Raw genomic sequence first — 17,558 nt, forward strand, 5'->3', positions numbered from 1 at the left:
GCTCCTTATCAAATCAAATGCGGCGATGGTGACATGTGAACCACGGATTCGGCAAGGATATCGACCGCAACAGGATAATTTCGTTTTAAACGATTATTCACCATCACACGCGATGCTGGACCGGCAGAAAGCCAAGAATCGGGGATTCCGAATGAGCCTTGCCAACAAACTGGCCGAAGAGCGCCGCGCACGGCTGGCTGCTGAAAAGAAGCTAACAGAAACACAAGCAGACCTCGATGCCACCAAGCTGAAAATACAGCAGGATCAGCGTAGCTATTCCGAAAAGATCATCCGGATACTCGCCGAAGCGGAAAACACAATGGCCGAGCATCAGAGGATGAAGTCCGAACTGGGCGAAGCTCATGAGAAAGCTGCGATCGCCGAACGCCGACTCTGGCAAACGATCGAAACGATCCCGAACGGCTTTGCCTTTTTCGACCGTAATGAAAAGCTGCTGATGGCGAACCGGGCCTATCGGGAGGCTTTTGGCAAGAACCGCGATATCCCAACGGGCATCGCCCATGAACAGCATTTACAAATTCTGACGGATGAAGGGCGCATCGATACCGAAGGGCTCAGCCCCGAAGACTGGCGCGCCAAAATGACGAAACGTTGGCGTTCGCCAAATTCCAGTGACACGGTGCTGCGGTTCACCAACGGCCAATATATCAAGATACTCGATAAACGCGGACCCGAAGGGGATGTTGTCAGATTGGTCCTGAATATCACCGAAACGATGCAACGGGAAAAAGATCTGAAAGACGCGCGCGCAAAGGCCGAAGCCGCGAACCGCGCCAAATCGGCTTTTCTGGCCAATATGAGCCACGAAATCCGTACCCCAATGAATGGGGTGGTTGGAATGGCCGACCTGCTGACCGATACCGACCTGACAACCGATCAGCGGCTTTACGTCGATACCATCAAGAATTCAGGCGAAGCGTTGCTGACCATCATCAACGATCTGCTCGATTATTCCAAGATCGACGCGGAAAAGCTGACCCTTTACCCGGCTCCTTTCGATCTGGAACGCACCATTCACGAAGTGATCATGTTATTGCAGCCAACTGCGCGGGGAAAGGCGATCGACCTGCTGGTCGATTACGACCTGTTTCTGCCCACCATGTTTGTCGGCGATCAGGGGCGCATCCGGCAGGTGCTGACCAATTTGCTGGGGAACGCGATAAAATTCACCTCGAAAGGGCATGTTCTGGTGCGGGTTGTCGGGGTTCAGCAGGATGGCAGCCCCAACACCAATGTCCATGTCACCGTCGAAGACACCGGGATCGGTATCGCGTCCGAGAAACTCGACTACGTTTTCGGTGAATTCAATCAGGTCGAAGACAACCGCAACCGGCGTTTCGAAGGCACCGGGTTAGGTCTGTCGATTTCCAAACGACTGATCGAATTGATGGGGGGTAGCATCTGGGTCGATTCCGAACTTGGACATGGTGCTAGTTTCGGTTTTCGCATTACCCTGCCCGTCACCGAAACTGAACAGATCGTTATCCCGGTCCTGACCGGGGTGATCAAACGGGCGTTGATTGTGGACGATCTGGAGGTGAACCGGTCAATCCTGGAAAAGCAGCTGGAGGCACTGGGCATCGAGACAGTCAGCTGCGCCGGTGGGTTCGAAGCACTAAAACTGCTCAATAACAGCTTTGACGCCGTTCTGACCGATCACAACATGCCCGAAATCGATGGGCTCGAATTGGCGCACGAAATCCGCAAAGCCGGGTTTGGCACGCCGATTTTGCTGTTCAGTTCCAGTTCCAGCTTTGCGCAGATGGAGGAAATGCACCATACCGTGCAATCCGTCCTGCAAAAACCAGCCACGCGGAAGGATCTGTTCTTACAGTTGCAATTTCTGGGCGCAGAGGTCGACCACAAGCCTGCAAATCCCGTCACATGCCGCCCCCGGCAATCACAATCCGACCTGCGCCGGATGAAGGTATTGGCGGCAGAGGACAACAAAACAAACCGATTGGTGTTCGAGAAGATGATAAACGATCAGAATATTGATCTTTGCTTTGCCGACAATGGAATCGATGCCATTCGCAGCTATGAGGAATTCCAACCCGATTTGGTATTCACGGATATCTCAATGCCGGAAATGGACGGGACCGAAGCAGTCAGGAAAATCCGCCAGATCGAAAAATCCACCGGTCGCCGTGTCCCGATCATTGCCATGACGGCCTATGCGAACGAAGAAAACGACAAGGGCATCTGGGACGCCGATCTGGATGGCTATCTTTTCAAACCACTTCGCAAGGCCGACATCCTGGACAAGCTGGCGCGTTACAGACCCGACTCCGCGCGTCCACTGGTGGCGGAAAACGATGATCAGGCCGCGTCAGCCTGAGCCACCGCCCTGCGCAGGAACACCCAACGGTCGCCGTCGCTCAGATCGGGGTCGAAACGATAGCCGCCGGTATCGAATTCGCGGATCGCTTCGGGATCGGTCAAACGGCGCTGAATGATGAAACGGGCCATCGCGCCACGGGCACGTTTCGCATAGAAGCTGACGATTTTGGGCTCGCCTGCCTTTTCTTCCATGAAAACCGGAGTGATCACCCGCAACTTCAGCGCCGACAGGTCCACCGCGCCGAAATATTCCTGGCTGGCGCAATTGATCAGGACATCGGTGTCGATCTCTTCGGCCTGCTCATTCAGCGCCTTGGCAATATCGCTGCCCCAGTATTCATAGAGATTCTTGCCGCGCGGATTCTTCAGACGGCTGCCCATTTCCAACCGGTAAGGTTCAATCCGATCCAGTGGTCGCAACAATCCGTAAAGGCCTGACAAGATACGAAAATGATCCTGTGCCCAAGCCATTTCATCCGCGTCCAGCGTGGCGGCTTCCAGCCCGACATAGGTATCCCCGGCAAAAGCCAGGGCGGCGGGTTTCGCCTCCATCTCGCCGAAATCTCGGAACCGGTCGGCATTCAGCTTGCCCAACTTTTCGCTGATGCTCATCAGCTTCATCAGATCATCAACGCTCAGATCGCGCGCTACGCCCGCAAGTTCCTTGGCGCGGTCCGCGAATTGCGGTTCGGTCGCAATGACGCCGTCAACCGGGGTGGTGTCGATTTTCTTGGCCGGGGAAACGACGATCAGCATGGCGGCTCCTCAAACGTTTGTTTAGAACGTTTCTAACCCGCTTCTCGCAAAACGTCCAGAAAGGCGGCAGCGAAACGATCAGCCCGCTTTTCACCCAGCAGTCGCGCCAGCGCGCCCTCGCTATCAGGTCGCATCTGCGCCACCTTGGCCAGAACCGAGGCCGAACAACTGAGCGGCTTTTCCGACCCGTCGTCACCGCGCGCAAGATCGGCCTGAACCTGCAACAATCGGTCATAAAGTGCACCGGAATCGCGCCCGGCCAGTTTGCGGCGGGTTGGGTGCATATCCTCTACCGCGCCGGTGATAACAGTCAGAAAATCCGTACCGTAATGTTCAAGTTTCTTTGCTCCAACACCGCCGATCCGCGCCATTTCGTCCAATGTCCCCGGTCGGGTTTCTGCCATCTCGATCAAGGTACGATCGTTGAAGATGATATAAGCTGGTACTCGCGCGGCTTCGGCCAGCGCCCGGCGTTTGGCCTTGAGCGCCGACAATAGCGGCGCGTCTTCGTCGCTGACCAATGCTTTGACCGCCGGGCGGCGCTGCGCCTTGGCGATACTATCCTTGCGCAACGTGATCTGATCTTCACCACGCAGAATTGGCCTTGCGGCTTCGGTCATCCGCAAAGCGCCGTGGCGTTCGGGATCAGGCCGGATCAGGTCATGCCCCATCATCTGCCTGAAAACGGCCTGCCATTGTTGTCGGCTATATTCCTTGCCCACCCCGAAGGTCGGCAAGGCATCATGCCCCTTGGACCGGATGCGGTCGTTTTCAGTGCCCAAAAGGATTTCGATCAGATGGCCCGCCCCGAACCATTCCCCGGTACGCAAGATCGCCGACAGCGCCATGCGCACCGGCTGGGTGCCATCGAACACCTCGGGCGGGGTATCGCAGAGATCGCATTTGCCGCATGTTACCTCGGTTTCGCCGAAATAGCCCAGAAGGTTCTGACGGCGGCAACTCAGCGCTTCGGCCAGTCCCAGCAGCGCGTTCAAACGCGCATGATCGGCCATCCGTCGTTCCGGTGGCGCCAGCCCTTCGTCGATTTGCGACCGGCGCAGGCGAATGTCGTCGGCACCATACAGGGTCAGCGTTTCGGCCGGGGCGCCATCGCGTCCGGCACGACCGATTTCCTGATAATAGGCTTCGATCGATTTCGGTAAATCGGCATGTGCAACCCACCGGATATCAGGTTTATCCACCCCCATGCCAAACGCAACGGTGGCCACCACGATCAACCCGTCCTCTTGCTGAAACCTCTGTTCGGTGATGCGGCGGTCATCGGCCTGCATCCCGCCATGATAATGACAGGCGGAATGCCCGGCGTCGCGCAGCGCCTTGGCAATGGTTTCGGTCTTGGCGCGGGTGCCGCAATATACGATGCCCGACTGCCCCTTGCGTGCCGCGGCAAAACTGAGGATCTGACTGCGGGGGTTGTTTTTGGCAGCAAAGGAAAGATGAATATTGGGCCGATCAAAGCCGCGAAGGAAAGTGTCCGGCGCCTGTCCGTCGAACAGCCGCTCGACGATTTCGACCTGGGTTTCGGCATCCGCCGTGGCGGTGAAAGCCGCCAAAGGTACATTCAGCGCCTTGCGCAATTCACCTATGCGCAGGTAATCAGGGCGAAAATCATGGCCCCACTGGCTGACGCAATGCGCCTCATCGACCGCGATCAGGCTGACCCCAATCCGCCGTAGCATGTTCAGGGCCGATCCCGTGCCCAGTCGTTCCGGCGCAATATAAAGCAGCTTGAGGCGCTTTTCCTCCAGCGCCTGCCACACCGCGTCGGTTTCTTCGGGAGTGTTGCCGCTGGTCAGCGCGCCGGCTTCGACCCCGGCTTCGCGCAGACCCCGCACCTGATCGCGCATCAGCGCGATCAGCGGCGAAATGACCACCGTCACCCCGTCGCGCATCAGTGCAGGCAATTGAAAACACAGGGATTTGCCCCCGCCCGTGGGCATGATCGCCAACACGTTGCGGCCCTGCACCACAGCTTCGACCACCTCTTCCTGACCGGGGCGGAAGGCGTCATAGCCGAATACATCGCTCAGAAGCGTGGCAGCGCTTGGCATGGAACCCTGTAAGATTATCTCATCTGCTCTTATCAGACAGTTTCACACACTAAGAATCGGTGAACAAGCCTTCTGCGTCGCTGTTACAGCAGTATCGCCGGCAAAATGTAGTCTCGCAGGCTGATGATGATGATAAACGCTGCCAGAGGGGCCAAATCCAGTGGTCGCGTGTCAGGCAAAATGCGGCGAATGGGGGCATAGATCGGCTCGAGCAGCCGGTTCAGCCCATACCACAACTGCGAAACCAGCGGCTGATGCAGGTTCAGAACCTGAAAATTGATCAACCAGCTCATAATGATGTGAGCGATCATTATGAAGAAGGCGACATTCAAAATAAGCTGAAGCGGTCCGTAGATAGCCATCATTCGTATTCAGTCCTTTATTTGCCGCTAACAGGTAAGCAGCCCACTGCAAAAGCGCAAGCTTTGACGCGCGGTTTCTATTGACCTCGCCGCGGCGCAGCAACAGACATGAACGGTTGTCAAGGAGCCCAAAATGTTTCCGCTGATCCGACTGGCCAAAGAATTCGTAATTTTCCGCAACGCCCCGGCATTGCCGCTCAACGGCATCCATGTGTCACATCACATGTGCCTGCCGTGGGATCTCGACCCGTTCATGGAACTCAATAACGGGCGCACCCTGACCCTGTTCGACTTGGGACGGCTGATCCTGGCCAAGCGCACAGGCTTGATAAATACGCTCAAACGCGAAGGCTGGGGCATGACCATGGCCGGGGCCTGCGTCCGCTATCGCCGCCGCATCCGCATGTTCGAAAGGTTTGAAATGCGCTCCCGCGCCCTGGGTTGGGATGACAGGTTTCTCTATCTCGAACAATCAATGTGGAAGAAAAACGGCGACTGTGCCAACCAGGTGGTGTATCGCGCCGCCATCACCGACGCCAACGGCATCGTGAGCACCGATCGCGTGCGTCAGGCATTTGGCACCGACGCCCTCAGCCCGATGCTGCCCGACTGGGTTCTGAAATGGATCGATGCGGAAAACGCGCGGCCCTGGCCACCACTTCAGGATTGACTTGCCAGCGTTACAATTCGCCTGTCATAAGAGATGGATAGGGGCTGAAAACGATTGGGGACGGACATGCGCAAGCGCATCTGGGGGTGGTTCTTTTTTGATTGGGCCAGCCAGCCGTATAACACACTGCTGATCACATTCATTTTCGCGCCTTATGTAAAGGAATTGATGGCCGACGGCACTGCGGCGCAGGCCGCATGGGGTTTTGGCATCGGATCGGCCGGGATCGTGATTGCATTGCTGGCCCCGATCCTGGGCGCGATGGCCGATACATCGGGCAACAGGTTGCGCTGGATCTGGCTATTTTCCGGCATGTACGTGATCGGAGCGGCGGGGCTTTGGACTGCGGCACCTGACAGTTTCAACCTGACCCTGACCCTGATCCTGTTTGCGATTGGCATGATCGGAATGGAATTCGCCACGATTTTCACCAATTCGATGCTGCCCGATCTGGGCACAAAAGAAGAAATTGGTCGTATTTCCGGCAATGGCTGGGCTTTTGGCTATGTTGGCGGGTTGGTCGCTTTGGTAATCATGCTGGCCTTCTTTGCCGAAGGTGCCGAGACAGGCAAAACCCTGATCGGTATGTCCCCGGCCTTGGGACTTGACCCCGAATTGCGCGAGGGCACCCGTTTCGTTGGGCCGCTGACCGCAATTTGGTACGCGGTCTTCATGATCCCGTTCTTCCTGTGGGTCCGCGACCCGAAACCCGTGGGTGCCCCAAAAGGTGCCATTGCCACAGCTTTGAAAGAGGTAAAGGGCACGATTTCCCGTCTGCCCGGAACGCCCTCTTTGTTCGCTTATCTGGTGTCGTCTATGTTCTACCGCGATGCACTCAACGGTATGTATGTCTTTGGCGGCATATATGCGGCGGGTGTTCTGGGCTGGAGTGTGGTCGATACCGGTATCTTTGGCATCATCGCCATTATCGCCGGTGCGGTCTTTGCCTGGCTCGGGGGGCATGCGGATGAACGGTTCGGGCCCAAGCCGGTGATCACGATCTGCATCCTCGTCCTGACCTTCGTCGCAATTTCAATCGTCTTTGTATCCCGCGACAGCGTTTACGGCATCCCGGTCGGAGCAGACTCGAACCTGCCCGATATCGTCTTCTATGTATTGGGCGCGTTGATCGGTGCTGCGGGCGGGGTGATCCAGTCCGCCAGCCGAACCATGATGGTGCGTCAGGCCAACCCGCGCAAAATGGCCGAAAGCTTCGGGCTTTATGCGCTTGCTGGCAAGGCGACGTCATTCCTGGCGCCGATGATGATCGGGGTGACAACCACGATCACACAGAGCCAGCAGTTGGGCGTTTCTCCGCTGATCGGACTTTTCCTTATCGGGCTGATTTTGCTACGCTGGGTCAAACCAGAAGGAGACCCGCAAGCATGGCAAGACGACTCCTCTTACTGATCGCGCTGTCGCTGATCGTGACAGGCTGTGGTCCCGGGCGCACCGGCGGCACCGAAACCAGTGGAACGCACCCGGCGGTATCAACCCAGCAGGCAATCCCCAAGGCGATGGTCGGAATTCCTGCCAAGCAGCTTTTCGGCGGCCACGCCCACGGATCGGCACAAGCCGTGCAGCCAATTGGCAGCTATGCCAAAGGGTGTTTGGCTGGCGGCGTACAATTGCCCGAAACTGGACCCACATGGCAGGCCATGCGGCTCAGCCGTAATCGCAATTGGGGCTATCCGGAAACGGTTTCCTTCATCAAAGACCTGTCGGCCAAGGCAGCGCGGCAACCAGGATGGAGCGGGCTTTATATCGGCGATATGAGCCAGCCCCGCGGCGGCCCGATGCTGACAGGACATCGCAGCCATCAAATCGGCATGGATATTGATATCTGGATGCGACCGCCGCAACGTCTGAACCTGACGGCGGCGGAACGCGAAAACATCTCCTCGATTTCGATGCGCCGCGCCAACGGGGCCTATGTAAACGAAAACTGGACCCGCCAGCATCACGAGATTCTGAAAGCCGCCGCGCAAGATCCCCGCGTTGCCCGTATTTTCGTATTTCCCGGTGCCAAGGTGCAGATGTGCAAGGATGAAAAGGGTGACCGCAGATGGTTGCGGAAAATCCGCCCGTGGTGGGGCCACCATTACCATTTCCATGTCCGGCTGAACTGCCCCAAGGGCGCGCGCAATTGCGTAAATCAGGCATCGCCACCGTCTGGCGACGGCTGCGCAGACGCAGAGGATTGGGTCAATGACATCTTGCATCCGAAACCGCCAGATCCCAATGCACCAAAACCGAAACCGCGCCGTGAACTGACCATGGCCGATATGCCGAACCAATGCATTTCCGTCTTGCAATCGCAGTAGCCGCGCTTGCCGCCATCTGTTTGACCGTTGCGGGCAGCGCCCGACCGACCGGCAAAGCGCGCTATCTGACGTCTCTGACATGGTCCGAACCGATCGACGGGTTTGGCGGCATTTCAGCGCTTGAACTCGATCCCGAGGGGGTTGAGTTTGTCGCTATGACCGACCGAACCCGATTATTGCGCGGTCGTTTGCAGCGCAAAGATGGCACACTGATCGGCATCACCCTGACAGGGTCGAACGATCTTCTTAAACCCGACGGCACCCGGTTAAAAGGTTGGCGGCGCGATTCCGAAGGGCTCGCTTTGCGATCAGATGGCGAGCTTTTCGTCAGCTTCGAGGCAACGGCGAAGGTTTGGTCCTATCCGGACATGGCAGGCCCCGCTACCCGACTACCGCGACATCCAGATTTCAAGAGGATGCCCGGCAATGAGTCATTGGAAGCTTTGGCGATTGATGCCCAAAACCGGCTCTATGTGGTGCCCGAAACCCCGTTGGACGCACAAACCGGTTTTCCGGTCTACCGCTACGCTGGCGGTCAGTGGAAGATCATTGATCATATCGCCCCATCGGGCGGATTTAACCCTGTGGGGGCCGATTTCGGCCCGGACGGGCAATTTTACCTGTTGGAACGCGATTTTGGCGGCATCGGGTTCCGAAGCCAGGTAAGACGTTTCGATCTCGACCATTTCGATCCCGACGGCGATGTTTTGTTTACCTCATCGCTAGGGCAGCATGACAATCTCGAAGGGCTGTCTGTCTGGCGTGACACATCCGGCCAGATCCGTCTGACCATGGTGTCGGACGACAATTTCAAGTTCTTTCAGCGCACCGAGATTGTCGAATATGTCCTGATGGAACCGCTTGCCAAAGCCCCCGCAACCCATTAAACGCTGCCTGTTCCCGCGCGAAGCGGAACCATGTCGCCGCCACCATGTAAAAACGGAATAAAAGCATGAATCGCACACATCTTCCTGGCATCATTGCCATGGCCGCCATCGTTGTGGCGTCTAATATCCTTGTTCAATTCCTCTTCGGTCAATGGCTGACCTGGGGGGCGTTTACCTATCCATTTGCCTTTCTGGTGACCGACGTGATGAACCGCGTCTATGGTCCCGGCCCGGCCCGTAAGGTCGTGGTGGCAGGGTTCATCGTCGGCGTTCTGTGTTCGCTGATCGGCACCCAGATTGTGGGCGAATTCGGCCCGCTCGTCACATTGCGCATCGCAATCGGTTCCGGACTGGCCTTCCTGATAGCACAGCTCAGCGACGTCGCCGTGTTCAACCAGCTGCGACAGGGCCGCTGGTGGCGCGCGCCGCTGGCATCGACCCTGATCGGATCATCGCTCGATACCGCGATCTTCTTCAGCGTGGCCTTTTCCGCCAGCCTCAGTTTCCTCGAGCCGGGCAACGACGTGTCTTGGGCTGGGGAAACATTGCCGCTTCTGGGAATAGGTCCAATGGTGCCGCTTTGGGTGTCCTTGGGCGTTGCCGACTGGATGGTCAAAATGATGCTCGCACTTTTAGCACTTGTGCCGTTCCGCATCATCGTGGGGAAACTTACAGCACCTGCCACATGATTTTGTTTTGACATTACGAAATTCTGTGGCACGATTCTCCTATCGAAAACTTAGAAAGGAGGTGCTCTAGTGTCTAATGGGATAGCGGAGAGAGGTGTCGGAACAGTTTGGGAGGCAAGCGCCTGAGGCAGCCCTTGGTTGTAGATTTCCCAAATTGGTGAGCGCCTAACCGGCCCACCTCCTTTTCTCTCTAGGGTCGCTCCGAGCAGGGCGGCCCTTACTCTTTTCCCCCGGCGCGTTAGAGCCCCAACATGCTGAAGATCAACGACACGATCGCCATTGAAGACTGGGAACTGACAGAACAGTTTGTCCGCGCCTCCGGCCCGGGCGGTCAAAATGTGAACAAGGTCAGCAGCGCGGTCGAATTGCGGTTCGAGGCAGATCGCAGTCCAAATTTACCAAATCCCGTGAAGGCGCGGCTGAAGCGGTTGGCCGGGCGACGCTGGACCAAAGAGGGCGCCATCGTGATCCAATGCGATGAAACCCGCAGCCAGGTCCGCAATCGCGAATTGGCCCGTGCCCGGCTTGCCGATCTGATCCGCGTAGCGCTGGAACGGCCAAAACGACGGATTCCCACCAAGCCCACCAAGGGCAGTCAGCGCCGCAGGATTGAAGCCAAGAAGCAACGCGGCGAAATCAAGGCGCGGCGCGGCCGGGTGACAGACGATTGAAAACCCGGAAAGCCGACAGGTTTTGCGACGACACTATCCGCGTCGCATACGGCATTTCTACGGTCTTCCCGACCGATGCTGTTCCGGGCAATAGTCCACTGATGGGAGCCGACAGTCTAGACAGCCGATATTCCTGGATCCGATTGGCCATCTCGCTGCTGATCGGACTGATCGGCAATGTCGGCATGTGGGTGGTGATCGTTGTCATGCCAGCGATCCAATCCGAATTCGGTCTTGACCGGGCCGAAGCATCTTACCCTTATATCCTGACCATGGTCGGCTTCGCCCTTGGGAACTTTCTGATCGGCACTGTCGTGGACCGCATCGGAATTACCTGGGCGTTGTCAGGGGCCGCAGTTCTGATCGGCGCAGGGTTTACGCTGGCAGCGTTCAGCCCGACGATCCTGATGCTGTCGATGCTACACCTCTTGATCGGTCTGGGCACCGCCTGCAGCTTCGGCCCACTGATTGCCGATGTGTCGCTGTGGTTCCTGAAACGCCGCGGCATCGCGGTGGCTATCGCGGCCAGCGCGAATTACCTTTCTGGCGCGTTCTGGCCGGTCATGCTGTCGGATTTTCAGACCGCGCATGGCTGGCGCGGTGTCTATCTTCTGCTGGCGGCGGTCTGTTTGGTTTCGATTATCGGGCTGGCTCAATTGCTGCGCCGCCGCGTCCCGATTGAGGCCACGGCCCGTTCGGACGCGGCCTCGCGCGCAAGGGCGCATTCCAGCGGTTTCAGCCATACAATGCTGGTGGCGATGCTGGGGTTGGCCGGGATCGGCTGTTGCGTCGCCATGTCGATGCCGCAGGTTCATATCGTGTCCTTCTGCGTCGATCTTGGCTATGGCCCTGCGGTGGGCGCCGAAATGCTGTCTCTGATGCTGCTGGGCGGCGTCGCGTCGCGGCTGCTGTCCGGTCTTGTCAGCGACCGACTGGGTGGGCTGAAAACCCTGATCATCGGATCGACCCTGCAAATGCTGGCACTGTTCCTGTACCTGCCGTTTGACGGGCTGGTTTCGCTTTATGTCGTGTCCACCATCTTCGGATTGTCGCAAGGCGGCATTGTGCCGTCCTATGCAGTCATCGTACGCGAATACATGCCCGCAAAAGAAGCCGGTAGCCGCGTCGGTTTTGTTTTGATGACCACCATCATCGGCATGGCAATGGGGGGCTGGATGTCGGGATGGATCTACGACATCACTGGCAGCTACCAGATGGCATTCTGGAACGGTATCGGCTGGAACCTGCTCAACCTCGCCATCATCTTGACGATCCTGATGCGCACCCGAACCCCCTCCGGCCTGCCGGCCTAACCGCTTCTTCTTTTTGAAAAGATCCCGGGGGAGGCATGAAAATCAATGATTTTCAATGGCTGGGGCAACGGCCCCAAACCTGCTCAGGCGCCACGCGACCCGCCCATATGGGATTTTCCCCGCTGCCGCGCCAATTCGATCTGTTTCTCCCGCTCGCGGAACCGCGCCTTATCCGCCTCTGACGTCTTGTCGACGCAGTGATAGCAGGACACGCCATGTTCGTAATCCGGGCGCTGCTGGTCCTCTGGCAGGATCGGCTGTCGGCACGCATGACACAACAGATGCGGCCCCTCTTTTAACCCATGCCCGACCGAAACCCGGCTATCAAAGACGAAACATTCGCCTTCCCAGCTGCTCTCCGCCTTGGGAACTTCTTCGAGGTATTTCAGAATACCGCCCTTGAGGTGGTAAACATCTTCCACCCCTTGCCCAAGCAGGAAATTGGTCGATTTCTCACAGCGAATCCCACCGGTGCAGAACATCGCGATCCGCTTGTTGTGAAAGCGATGTTTGTTTTCCTCCCACCAGGCAGGAAAATCACGGAAGCTTTCGGTTTGCGGATCGACCGCGCCTTCGAATGTGCCAATCGCCACCTCGTAATCGTTGCGGGTGTCGATCACCGCCACGTCGGGGCTGCGGATCAAATCGTTCCAATCCTGCGGTTCGACATAATGGCCCACCCGCGCCAAAGGGTCGACATCTGGCTGGCCCATCGTGACGATTTCGCGCTTCAGCTTGACCTTCATGCGCGGGAAAGGCGGTTCTGAGGCCATGCTTTCCTTGCTGTCCAGATCGGAACAACCCGGCAAGGCGCGGATATGGGCTAAAACCGCATCAATCCCCTGCCGCGATCCGGCGATAGTGCCGTTGATTCCTTCCTGCGCCAACAGAAGAGATCCTGTTACGCCCTGCGCGAGGGCAAGCTCCAGCAAGGCGGGTTTCAATGCCGCCGGATCGGGGAATCGGGTGAAGTGATAGAGAGCGCAAACGATGTACATGAAGCTCGATCTACGAATAACTAGGCCTGCTGGCAAGGTTCAGGCAACAACGGGATACGCCGCGCGATGGCAGAATTGAGTCGTTCGTACGGATAGATGCCCGCCAGCGGTTCAATGCTGAGAATATCGGGATGGTCCAGAAAAAACGCGTCGGGGCTGTTGCATTCCTTTGTCATGCGCTCTGCGATCAGACTGACAAAGGCAAAGGTCAAGGTGGCGTTGAATTTTTCAGGTGCACCCGCCGCACTGGTTAACCGCGCAAGCCCCCGTGATATGCGTGCCAGAGCGTCGTAAAAGTCCCCCTGAAGCAACGCCGCTACAGTGATCCCGACATGATCACGATGGGTAAATCCATCCGGCGTCAAAGTGCCCTCATCCAAGTCGGCAAGCATCCGGTCGTAATGATCACTCATCGCGCATCCTCTCGCAACGTGTGGCTGTCCGACGAGGTCAGATCAAGGTCATAGACCTGCTTGAGCTTCTCGATTTTGCTCAATGTCGCCTCGCTGAAAGGAGCTTTGCCTTCGAATGCATGCAGCGTCATGCCCTCAATAAGTTCGGCCACACTCATATCCAGATGTTCGGCCAGCCCCTTCATCACCTTCAGCAACCGCTTTTCCAGCCGCAGCCCAGTTTGTGTACGTTCGATTTTCTTCATAAAGTAAATTGTACACCTTGGTACCTAGGTAAACAACTCATTGCTTAGTCTAAATCCAACGACCGGTACTTACAAAGCTTCGAACGCCGTTTCCGAAGCCAGCGCCAACCCATCGACAACAGCGGTGAACACTTCGGACGTTTCGGGGGCGGCATTGGGGAATTGCCCCTCAACCCGGTCCCGGATCACCGCCATCAGGCTGGACCCGCCAACGTACACGATCCGGTCTACTGAACTCAGGTCGCACCCCGCCTCAGCCACGGTTTGCACCGCAAATTCGGCGATCTCATCGGCATAGACCGCCAGTTCCGCCTGCATTGCATCCCGGGGCAATGGCACGGCTAAACCGCGCTCGACCGTATCCAACCGGATCAAGCCATCATCTGGACCATTCGCAGCAATCTTGCCGGCCTCGACCGCATAGGCCACATCATGGCCCAGATGCATTTCCAACACCTCACCCAGCCGGGCGAACAAATCGGGCTGATGGGCCAACCGTTCCCATTTGCGCACATCCCGCAACAGCGCGGCACCGTAGACAAAGGTGATCTTTTCCCAGCTTGCCAGATCCTGATACAGCGCCCGGGGCGCGGTGTGATGTCCGGATCCCATTTCATTGCCAATCTGCGCACCGTAGCCCAACAGAGGCATGGCATGTGCCAGACTGATCGCCTTGTCGAAATCTGTACCGCCGATGCGAACACCTTGACTGGCGATGATCTTGGTATCGCCACCCCGCCGGTCGCAAAGCGTGAAATCCGATGTCCCGCCGCCAATATCGACTATCAGGTTTCGGCCTTCGCCCCCGACAGCCAGCGCCGCCGCTTCGGGTTCGGGCAGGAACGCCACATCTTTAAAACCGGCCAGATGATAGGCATCGGTCAGATCCAGCAACGCCTGCGCATCGCGTGTTTCCGAACTGGAATGGAACCGCACCGGACGGCCGGAAAGCGCCTGATCATAGCTCTGATATGTCGCTGCTTCGGCACGGCAGCGGATTTCCCGTAAAAATCGCGCGATCACTTCGATCAGCGTCAGTTTTTCATTCATGAACTGCCGCTTTTCCCGCGCCAGCGGTGTGCCCAGAACGGATTTCAGCGACCGCATGAACCGGCCCTCGTACCCTTCCATCATCGCCCGCGCGGCTTGACGCCCATAAAGCGTATTGCGGGCAGCGAAATCCAGAAAAACTGCCGTTGGCAAAGTGGTTTCGCCCGGCTCCAGGGGGATCAGATAGGGTGCGCCGTTGACGCAAACCCCAGCCGCCGTATTCGAGGTTCCAAAATCGATCGCCAGAACAGCCATGCCACCACTCGCGGTTTGTTGCGGAAAAGAGCGCCTGAATAGGGAAAATTGCGGGCGCTTACAATCACCATGGCCGCTTTGCTTGACGGCGGGAGGCCGCCTGCCTACCCCTTGATCAAAGGAGACCGGCCATGACCCACGCCCTGATCGTGATCGATGTGCAAAAAGATTTCTGCCCCGGCGGCACCTTGGCGGTTACGGGCGGCGATGAAATCGTGCCCGGTATCAACGCTCTGATGGCCGATTTCGATACGGTTCTCCTGACCCAGGATTGGCATCCGGCCGATCACTCTTCCTTTGCCTCGCAGCATCGGGGGCAGGACCCGTTCGGTATGATCGACATGCCCTATGGCCCGCAGGTTCTGTGGCCCGACCATTGCATTCAGGGCAGCGATGGTGCGGCGTTTCATATCGGTCTCGATACCGACCGGGCCGACCTTATCATTCGCAAGGGACACAACCGCACCGTAGACAGCTATTCGGCGTTCTTCGAAAACGATCATGAAACACCGACCGGACTGGACGGGTACCTGCGCAACCGTGAGATCTCGAACCTGACGCTCGTCGGGCTGGCCACCGATTTCTGTGTGAGTTTTTCAGCCTTGGATGCTGCAAGGTTGGGATTCGAAGTCACCGTTCGGATGGATCTTTGCCGCGCCATTGATCTTGATGGGTCGCTGCAAACTGCAATCAAACGCATGGGTGCAGCCGGCGTGGAGATCGTCTGATGGCAACTGCGCAATCCACCATCGACCACCTTTTCGATCTGCTGTCAGAGGCCGGGCCAATACACGCCCTGCCAATGTTCGGCGAGTACGGACTTTATTGTGGCGTCCGGTTAATCGGGCTGGTCTGCGATGACCGGCTTTATCTCAAGATCACCAAGGGCACCCGGGATGCCGGACTGGAACAATCCCCGCCCTATCCTGGCGCGAAACCGCATTTTCTGATCGACGAAGAGCTTCTGGAAGATCCCGACATCCTGTTGCCGCTGGTCATGGCAACCTATGACGCGCTGCCTGATCCAAAGAAAATTCCAAAGCGGCTTCAAGGGGTGTAGGCTTTGCCTTCATAGTCGTCGTATTGCTGACAGATGATTGCTAAGACCCGCGTCAGTCCCGTAAACCGAACCCGGTCGAGTGAGGAGCCCCCGGAATGGTAGATATCGCCACCCGTGTCTGGAACCATAAATGGAAGATCGACCCGATTGTCCGGTCTCTGATCGATACGGATTTTTACAAGCTGCTGATGTGCCAGTCGGTGTTCCGCAACAAGCGCGACACCCAGGTGACGTTCAGCCTGATTAACCGAACCAAGGATATCCGCCTGGCCGAGTTGATCGACGAAGGCGAATTGCGTGAGCAACTCGATCATATCCGATCACTGTCACTGACCCGCGGTGAAAGCACTTGGCTGCGCGGCAACACTTTTTATGGCAAGCGTCAGATGTTCCGATCCGATTTCATGGAATGGTTCGAAAACATGCGCCTGCCCGATTACCATCTGGAAAAACGCGATGGCCAATACGAACTGACCTTCGAAGGCAATTGGCCCGAGGTGATGCTGTGGGAAATCCCGGCGCTGGCGGTGCTGATGGAACTGCGTGGGCGCGCCGTTCTGGATGAAATGAAGAAATTCGAATTGCAGGTGCTTTATGCCCGCGCCATGACCAAGCTTTGGGAAAAGGTCAAGAAGTTGCGCAAAATAGACGGGCTTCGCATCGCCGATTTCGGCACCCGGCGACGGCATTCCTTCCTGTGGCAGGACTGGTGCGTACAGGCGATGACCGAAGGATTGGGCGAAAAATTCGTCGGCACCTCGAATTGTCTGATCGCCAAGAACCGTGATCTGGAAGCAATCGGCACCAATGCACACGAATTGCCGATGGTCTATGCCGCGCTGGCCGACAACGATGCGGAACTGGCGCAATCCCCGTATCAGGTTCTGGCCGACTGGCAAGAAGAACACGACGGCAATCTGCGCATCATTCTGCCTGACACATACGGCACCGAAGGGTTTCTGCAACATGCTCCGGACTGGCTGGCGGGCTGGACCGGCATTCGCATCGATAGCGGTGATCCGGCCAAAGGGGCGGAAACCGCCATCGACTGGTGGACATCGCGCGGCGAAGACCCCAAGCAGAAAATGGTGATCTTTTCTGATGGGCTGGATGTAGACAAGATTTCGGAATTGCACAGCCAATTTGCCGGGCGGGTGCGGCCGTCTTTCGGCTGGGGCACGTTGCTGACCAATGATTTCCGTGGACTGACCCAAGACGATGCATTGGCACCGTTTTCTCTGGTATGCAAAGCGGTGTCGGCCAACGGGCGTCCCACGGTCAAGCTGTCAGATAATCCGAACAAGGCCATGGGCCCGGCGAACGAAATCGCGCGCTACAAACGGGTGTTCGAGGTCGGAGCGCAAAAAGCCATGAAGATAGAAGTGTAAAGCCAGGACCGGCTGGCATTCTTCGCAGGCCATGCCGCTTTGCT

At 57.3% G+C, this 17,558-nt stretch carries 18 protein-coding genes; 11 read left to right on the plus strand and 7 right to left on the minus strand.

The window, feature by feature from the left end; translation table 11 throughout:
* The first annotated feature begins 151 nt into the window (after nucleotides 1–151).
* Nucleotides 152–2,359: a response regulator gene (locus VOI23_RS02630; RefSeq protein WP_323781114.1), complete on the plus strand. Its 2,208-nt coding sequence runs from the start codon at nucleotides 152–154 to the stop codon at nucleotides 2,357–2,359.
* On the opposite strand, the gene yaaA is transcribed toward VOI23_RS02630, so the two are convergent.
* The 3 genes from yaaA to VOI23_RS02645 form a co-directional block, all read right to left on the minus strand.
* A complete protein-coding gene (gene yaaA / locus VOI23_RS02635) occupies nucleotides 2,341–3,117 on the minus strand; it encodes a peroxide stress protein YaaA (RefSeq protein WP_323781118.1) in 777 nt (258 codons plus the stop codon). The genes VOI23_RS02630 and yaaA overlap by 19 nt on opposite strands.
* A 32-nt stretch (nucleotides 3,118–3,149) precedes the next feature.
* On the minus strand, nucleotides 3,150–5,189 hold the full coding sequence (gene recQ, locus VOI23_RS02640; RefSeq protein WP_323781121.1) for a DNA helicase RecQ: 2,040 nt from the start codon (nucleotides 5,187–5,189) through the stop codon (nucleotides 3,150–3,152).
* A gap of 83 nt (nucleotides 5,190–5,272) precedes the next feature.
* Nucleotides 5,273–5,554 carry a YggT family protein gene (locus VOI23_RS02645; protein WP_323781123.1) on the minus strand — a complete coding sequence of 94 codons (282 nt, stop codon included), beginning with the start codon at nucleotides 5,552–5,554 and terminating at the stop codon, nucleotides 5,273–5,275.
* A 130-nt stretch (nucleotides 5,555–5,684) separates the two neighbouring features.
* Between VOI23_RS02645 and VOI23_RS02650 the strand changes: the two genes are divergently transcribed.
* The 7 genes from VOI23_RS02650 to VOI23_RS02680 all read left to right on the plus strand — a co-directional run bounded on the left by VOI23_RS02650 (nucleotide 5,685) and on the right by VOI23_RS02680 (nucleotide 12,105).
* The gene (locus VOI23_RS02650; RefSeq protein ID WP_323781126.1) at nucleotides 5,685–6,221 is read left to right on the plus strand and encodes an acyl-CoA thioesterase; all 537 of its coding nucleotides are present in this window, start codon (nucleotides 5,685–5,687) and stop codon (nucleotides 6,219–6,221) included.
* Nucleotides 6,222–6,287: 66 nt separating this feature from the next.
* Nucleotides 6,288–7,631, plus strand: a complete 1,344-nt coding sequence (locus tag VOI23_RS02655) for an MFS transporter (RefSeq protein WP_323781129.1) — start codon at nucleotides 6,288–6,290, stop codon at nucleotides 7,629–7,631.
* A gap of 107 nt (nucleotides 7,632–7,738) precedes the next feature.
* On the plus strand, nucleotides 7,739–8,545 hold the full coding sequence (mepA, locus tag VOI23_RS02660) for a penicillin-insensitive murein endopeptidase (RefSeq protein ID WP_323781842.1): 807 nt from the start codon (nucleotides 7,739–7,741) through the stop codon (nucleotides 8,543–8,545).
* Nucleotides 8,518–9,432 (plus strand): esterase-like activity of phytase family protein, encoded by a 915-nt coding sequence (locus VOI23_RS02665; RefSeq protein ID WP_323781132.1) that lies wholly within the window; start codon nucleotides 8,518–8,520, stop codon nucleotides 9,430–9,432. Before mepA ends, VOI23_RS02665 begins: the two co-directional genes overlap by 28 nt.
* Before the next feature lie 65 nt (nucleotides 9,433–9,497).
* Nucleotides 9,498–10,121, plus strand: coding sequence for a queuosine precursor transporter (locus VOI23_RS02670; RefSeq protein WP_323781135.1), 624 nt, complete (start codon nucleotides 9,498–9,500; stop codon nucleotides 10,119–10,121).
* A gap of 251 nt (nucleotides 10,122–10,372) precedes the next feature.
* Nucleotides 10,373–10,792 carry an alternative ribosome rescue aminoacyl-tRNA hydrolase ArfB gene (arfB, locus tag VOI23_RS02675; protein ID WP_323781138.1) on the plus strand — a complete coding sequence of 140 codons (420 nt, stop codon included), beginning with the start codon at nucleotides 10,373–10,375 and terminating at the stop codon, nucleotides 10,790–10,792.
* A gap of 101 nt (nucleotides 10,793–10,893) precedes the next feature.
* Complete coding sequence (locus VOI23_RS02680; protein ID WP_323781845.1) at nucleotides 10,894–12,105, plus strand: MFS transporter; 1,212 nt, start codon at nucleotides 10,894–10,896, stop codon at nucleotides 12,103–12,105.
* Between the two features lie 83 nt (nucleotides 12,106–12,188).
* On the opposite strand, the gene VOI23_RS02685 is transcribed toward VOI23_RS02680, so the two are convergent.
* From VOI23_RS02685 to VOI23_RS02700, 4 genes are all read right to left on the minus strand, one after another.
* Nucleotides 12,189–13,103, minus strand: a complete 915-nt coding sequence (locus tag VOI23_RS02685) for a rhodanese-related sulfurtransferase (RefSeq protein ID WP_323781141.1) — start codon at nucleotides 13,101–13,103, stop codon at nucleotides 12,189–12,191.
* A gap of 20 nt (nucleotides 13,104–13,123) precedes the next feature.
* A complete protein-coding gene (locus tag VOI23_RS02690; RefSeq protein ID WP_323781143.1) occupies nucleotides 13,124–13,516 on the minus strand; it encodes a hypothetical protein in 393 nt (130 codons plus the stop codon).
* Nucleotides 13,513–13,761 (minus strand): hypothetical protein, encoded by a 249-nt coding sequence (locus VOI23_RS02695; RefSeq protein ID WP_323781147.1) that lies wholly within the window; start codon nucleotides 13,759–13,761, stop codon nucleotides 13,513–13,515. The genes VOI23_RS02690 and VOI23_RS02695 overlap by 4 nt, the downstream gene beginning before the upstream one ends.
* 69 nt (nucleotides 13,762–13,830) lie before the next feature.
* Complete coding sequence (locus VOI23_RS02700; protein ID WP_323781150.1) at nucleotides 13,831–15,066, minus strand: Hsp70 family protein; 1,236 nt, start codon at nucleotides 15,064–15,066, stop codon at nucleotides 13,831–13,833.
* 131 nt (nucleotides 15,067–15,197) lie between these two features.
* Here VOI23_RS02700 and pncA point away from each other — a divergent pair, with 131 nt between their 5' ends.
* The 3 genes from pncA (at nucleotide 15,198) to pncB (ending at nucleotide 17,514) form a co-directional block, all read left to right on the plus strand.
* On the plus strand, nucleotides 15,198–15,794 hold the full coding sequence (gene pncA, locus VOI23_RS02705) for a bifunctional nicotinamidase/pyrazinamidase (protein ID WP_323781153.1): 597 nt from the start codon (nucleotides 15,198–15,200) through the stop codon (nucleotides 15,792–15,794).
* Nucleotides 15,794–16,126: a TfoX/Sxy family protein gene (locus VOI23_RS02710; protein ID WP_323781155.1), complete on the plus strand. Its 333-nt coding sequence runs from the start codon at nucleotides 15,794–15,796 to the stop codon at nucleotides 16,124–16,126. Before pncA ends, VOI23_RS02710 begins: the two co-directional genes overlap by 1 nt.
* Nucleotides 16,127–16,221: 95 nt before the next feature.
* Nucleotides 16,222–17,514, plus strand: coding sequence for a nicotinate phosphoribosyltransferase (pncB, locus tag VOI23_RS02715; RefSeq protein WP_323781158.1), 1,293 nt, complete (start codon nucleotides 16,222–16,224; stop codon nucleotides 17,512–17,514).
* The last annotated feature ends 44 nt before the right edge of the window (nucleotides 17,515–17,558 follow it).

The sequence above is a fragment of the Thalassovita sp. genome (genome assembly GCF_034670005.1).
Classification (GTDB): domain Bacteria; phylum Pseudomonadota; class Alphaproteobacteria; order Rhodobacterales; family Rhodobacteraceae; genus Thalassobius.

Coding starts and splice junctions, on each gene's coding strand:
- VOI23_RS02630 (WP_323781114.1), top strand. CDS start 152: ATGAGCCTTGCCAACAAACTGGCCGAAGAGCGCCGCGCACGGCTGGCT.
- yaaA (WP_323781118.1), bottom strand. CDS start 3,117: ATGCTGATCGTCGTTTCCCCGGCCAAGAAAATCGACACCACCCCGGTT.
- recQ (WP_323781121.1), bottom strand. CDS start 5,189: ATGCCAAGCGCTGCCACGCTTCTGAGCGATGTATTCGGCTATGACGCC.
- VOI23_RS02645 (WP_323781123.1), bottom strand. CDS start 5,554: ATGATGGCTATCTACGGACCGCTTCAGCTTATTTTGAATGTCGCCTTC.
- VOI23_RS02650 (WP_323781126.1), top strand. CDS start 5,685: ATGTTTCCGCTGATCCGACTGGCCAAAGAATTCGTAATTTTCCGCAAC.
- VOI23_RS02655 (WP_323781129.1), top strand. CDS start 6,288: ATGCGCAAGCGCATCTGGGGGTGGTTCTTTTTTGATTGGGCCAGCCAG.
- mepA (WP_323781842.1), top strand. CDS start 7,739: ATGGTCGGAATTCCTGCCAAGCAGCTTTTCGGCGGCCACGCCCACGGA.
- VOI23_RS02665 (WP_323781132.1), top strand. CDS start 8,518: ATGCATTTCCGTCTTGCAATCGCAGTAGCCGCGCTTGCCGCCATCTGT.
- VOI23_RS02670 (WP_323781135.1), top strand. CDS start 9,498: ATGAATCGCACACATCTTCCTGGCATCATTGCCATGGCCGCCATCGTT.
- arfB (WP_323781138.1), top strand. CDS start 10,373: ATGCTGAAGATCAACGACACGATCGCCATTGAAGACTGGGAACTGACA.
- VOI23_RS02680 (WP_323781845.1), top strand. CDS start 10,894: ATGGGAGCCGACAGTCTAGACAGCCGATATTCCTGGATCCGATTGGCC.
- VOI23_RS02685 (WP_323781141.1), bottom strand. CDS start 13,103: ATGTACATCGTTTGCGCTCTCTATCACTTCACCCGATTCCCCGATCCG.
- VOI23_RS02690 (WP_323781143.1), bottom strand. CDS start 13,516: ATGAGTGATCATTACGACCGGATGCTTGCCGACTTGGATGAGGGCACT.
- VOI23_RS02695 (WP_323781147.1), bottom strand. CDS start 13,761: ATGAAGAAAATCGAACGTACACAAACTGGGCTGCGGCTGGAAAAGCGG.
- VOI23_RS02700 (WP_323781150.1), bottom strand. CDS start 15,066: ATGGCTGTTCTGGCGATCGATTTTGGAACCTCGAATACGGCGGCTGGG.
- pncA (WP_323781153.1), top strand. CDS start 15,198: ATGACCCACGCCCTGATCGTGATCGATGTGCAAAAAGATTTCTGCCCC.
- VOI23_RS02710 (WP_323781155.1), top strand. CDS start 15,794: ATGGCAACTGCGCAATCCACCATCGACCACCTTTTCGATCTGCTGTCA.
- pncB (WP_323781158.1), top strand. CDS start 16,222: ATGGTAGATATCGCCACCCGTGTCTGGAACCATAAATGGAAGATCGAC.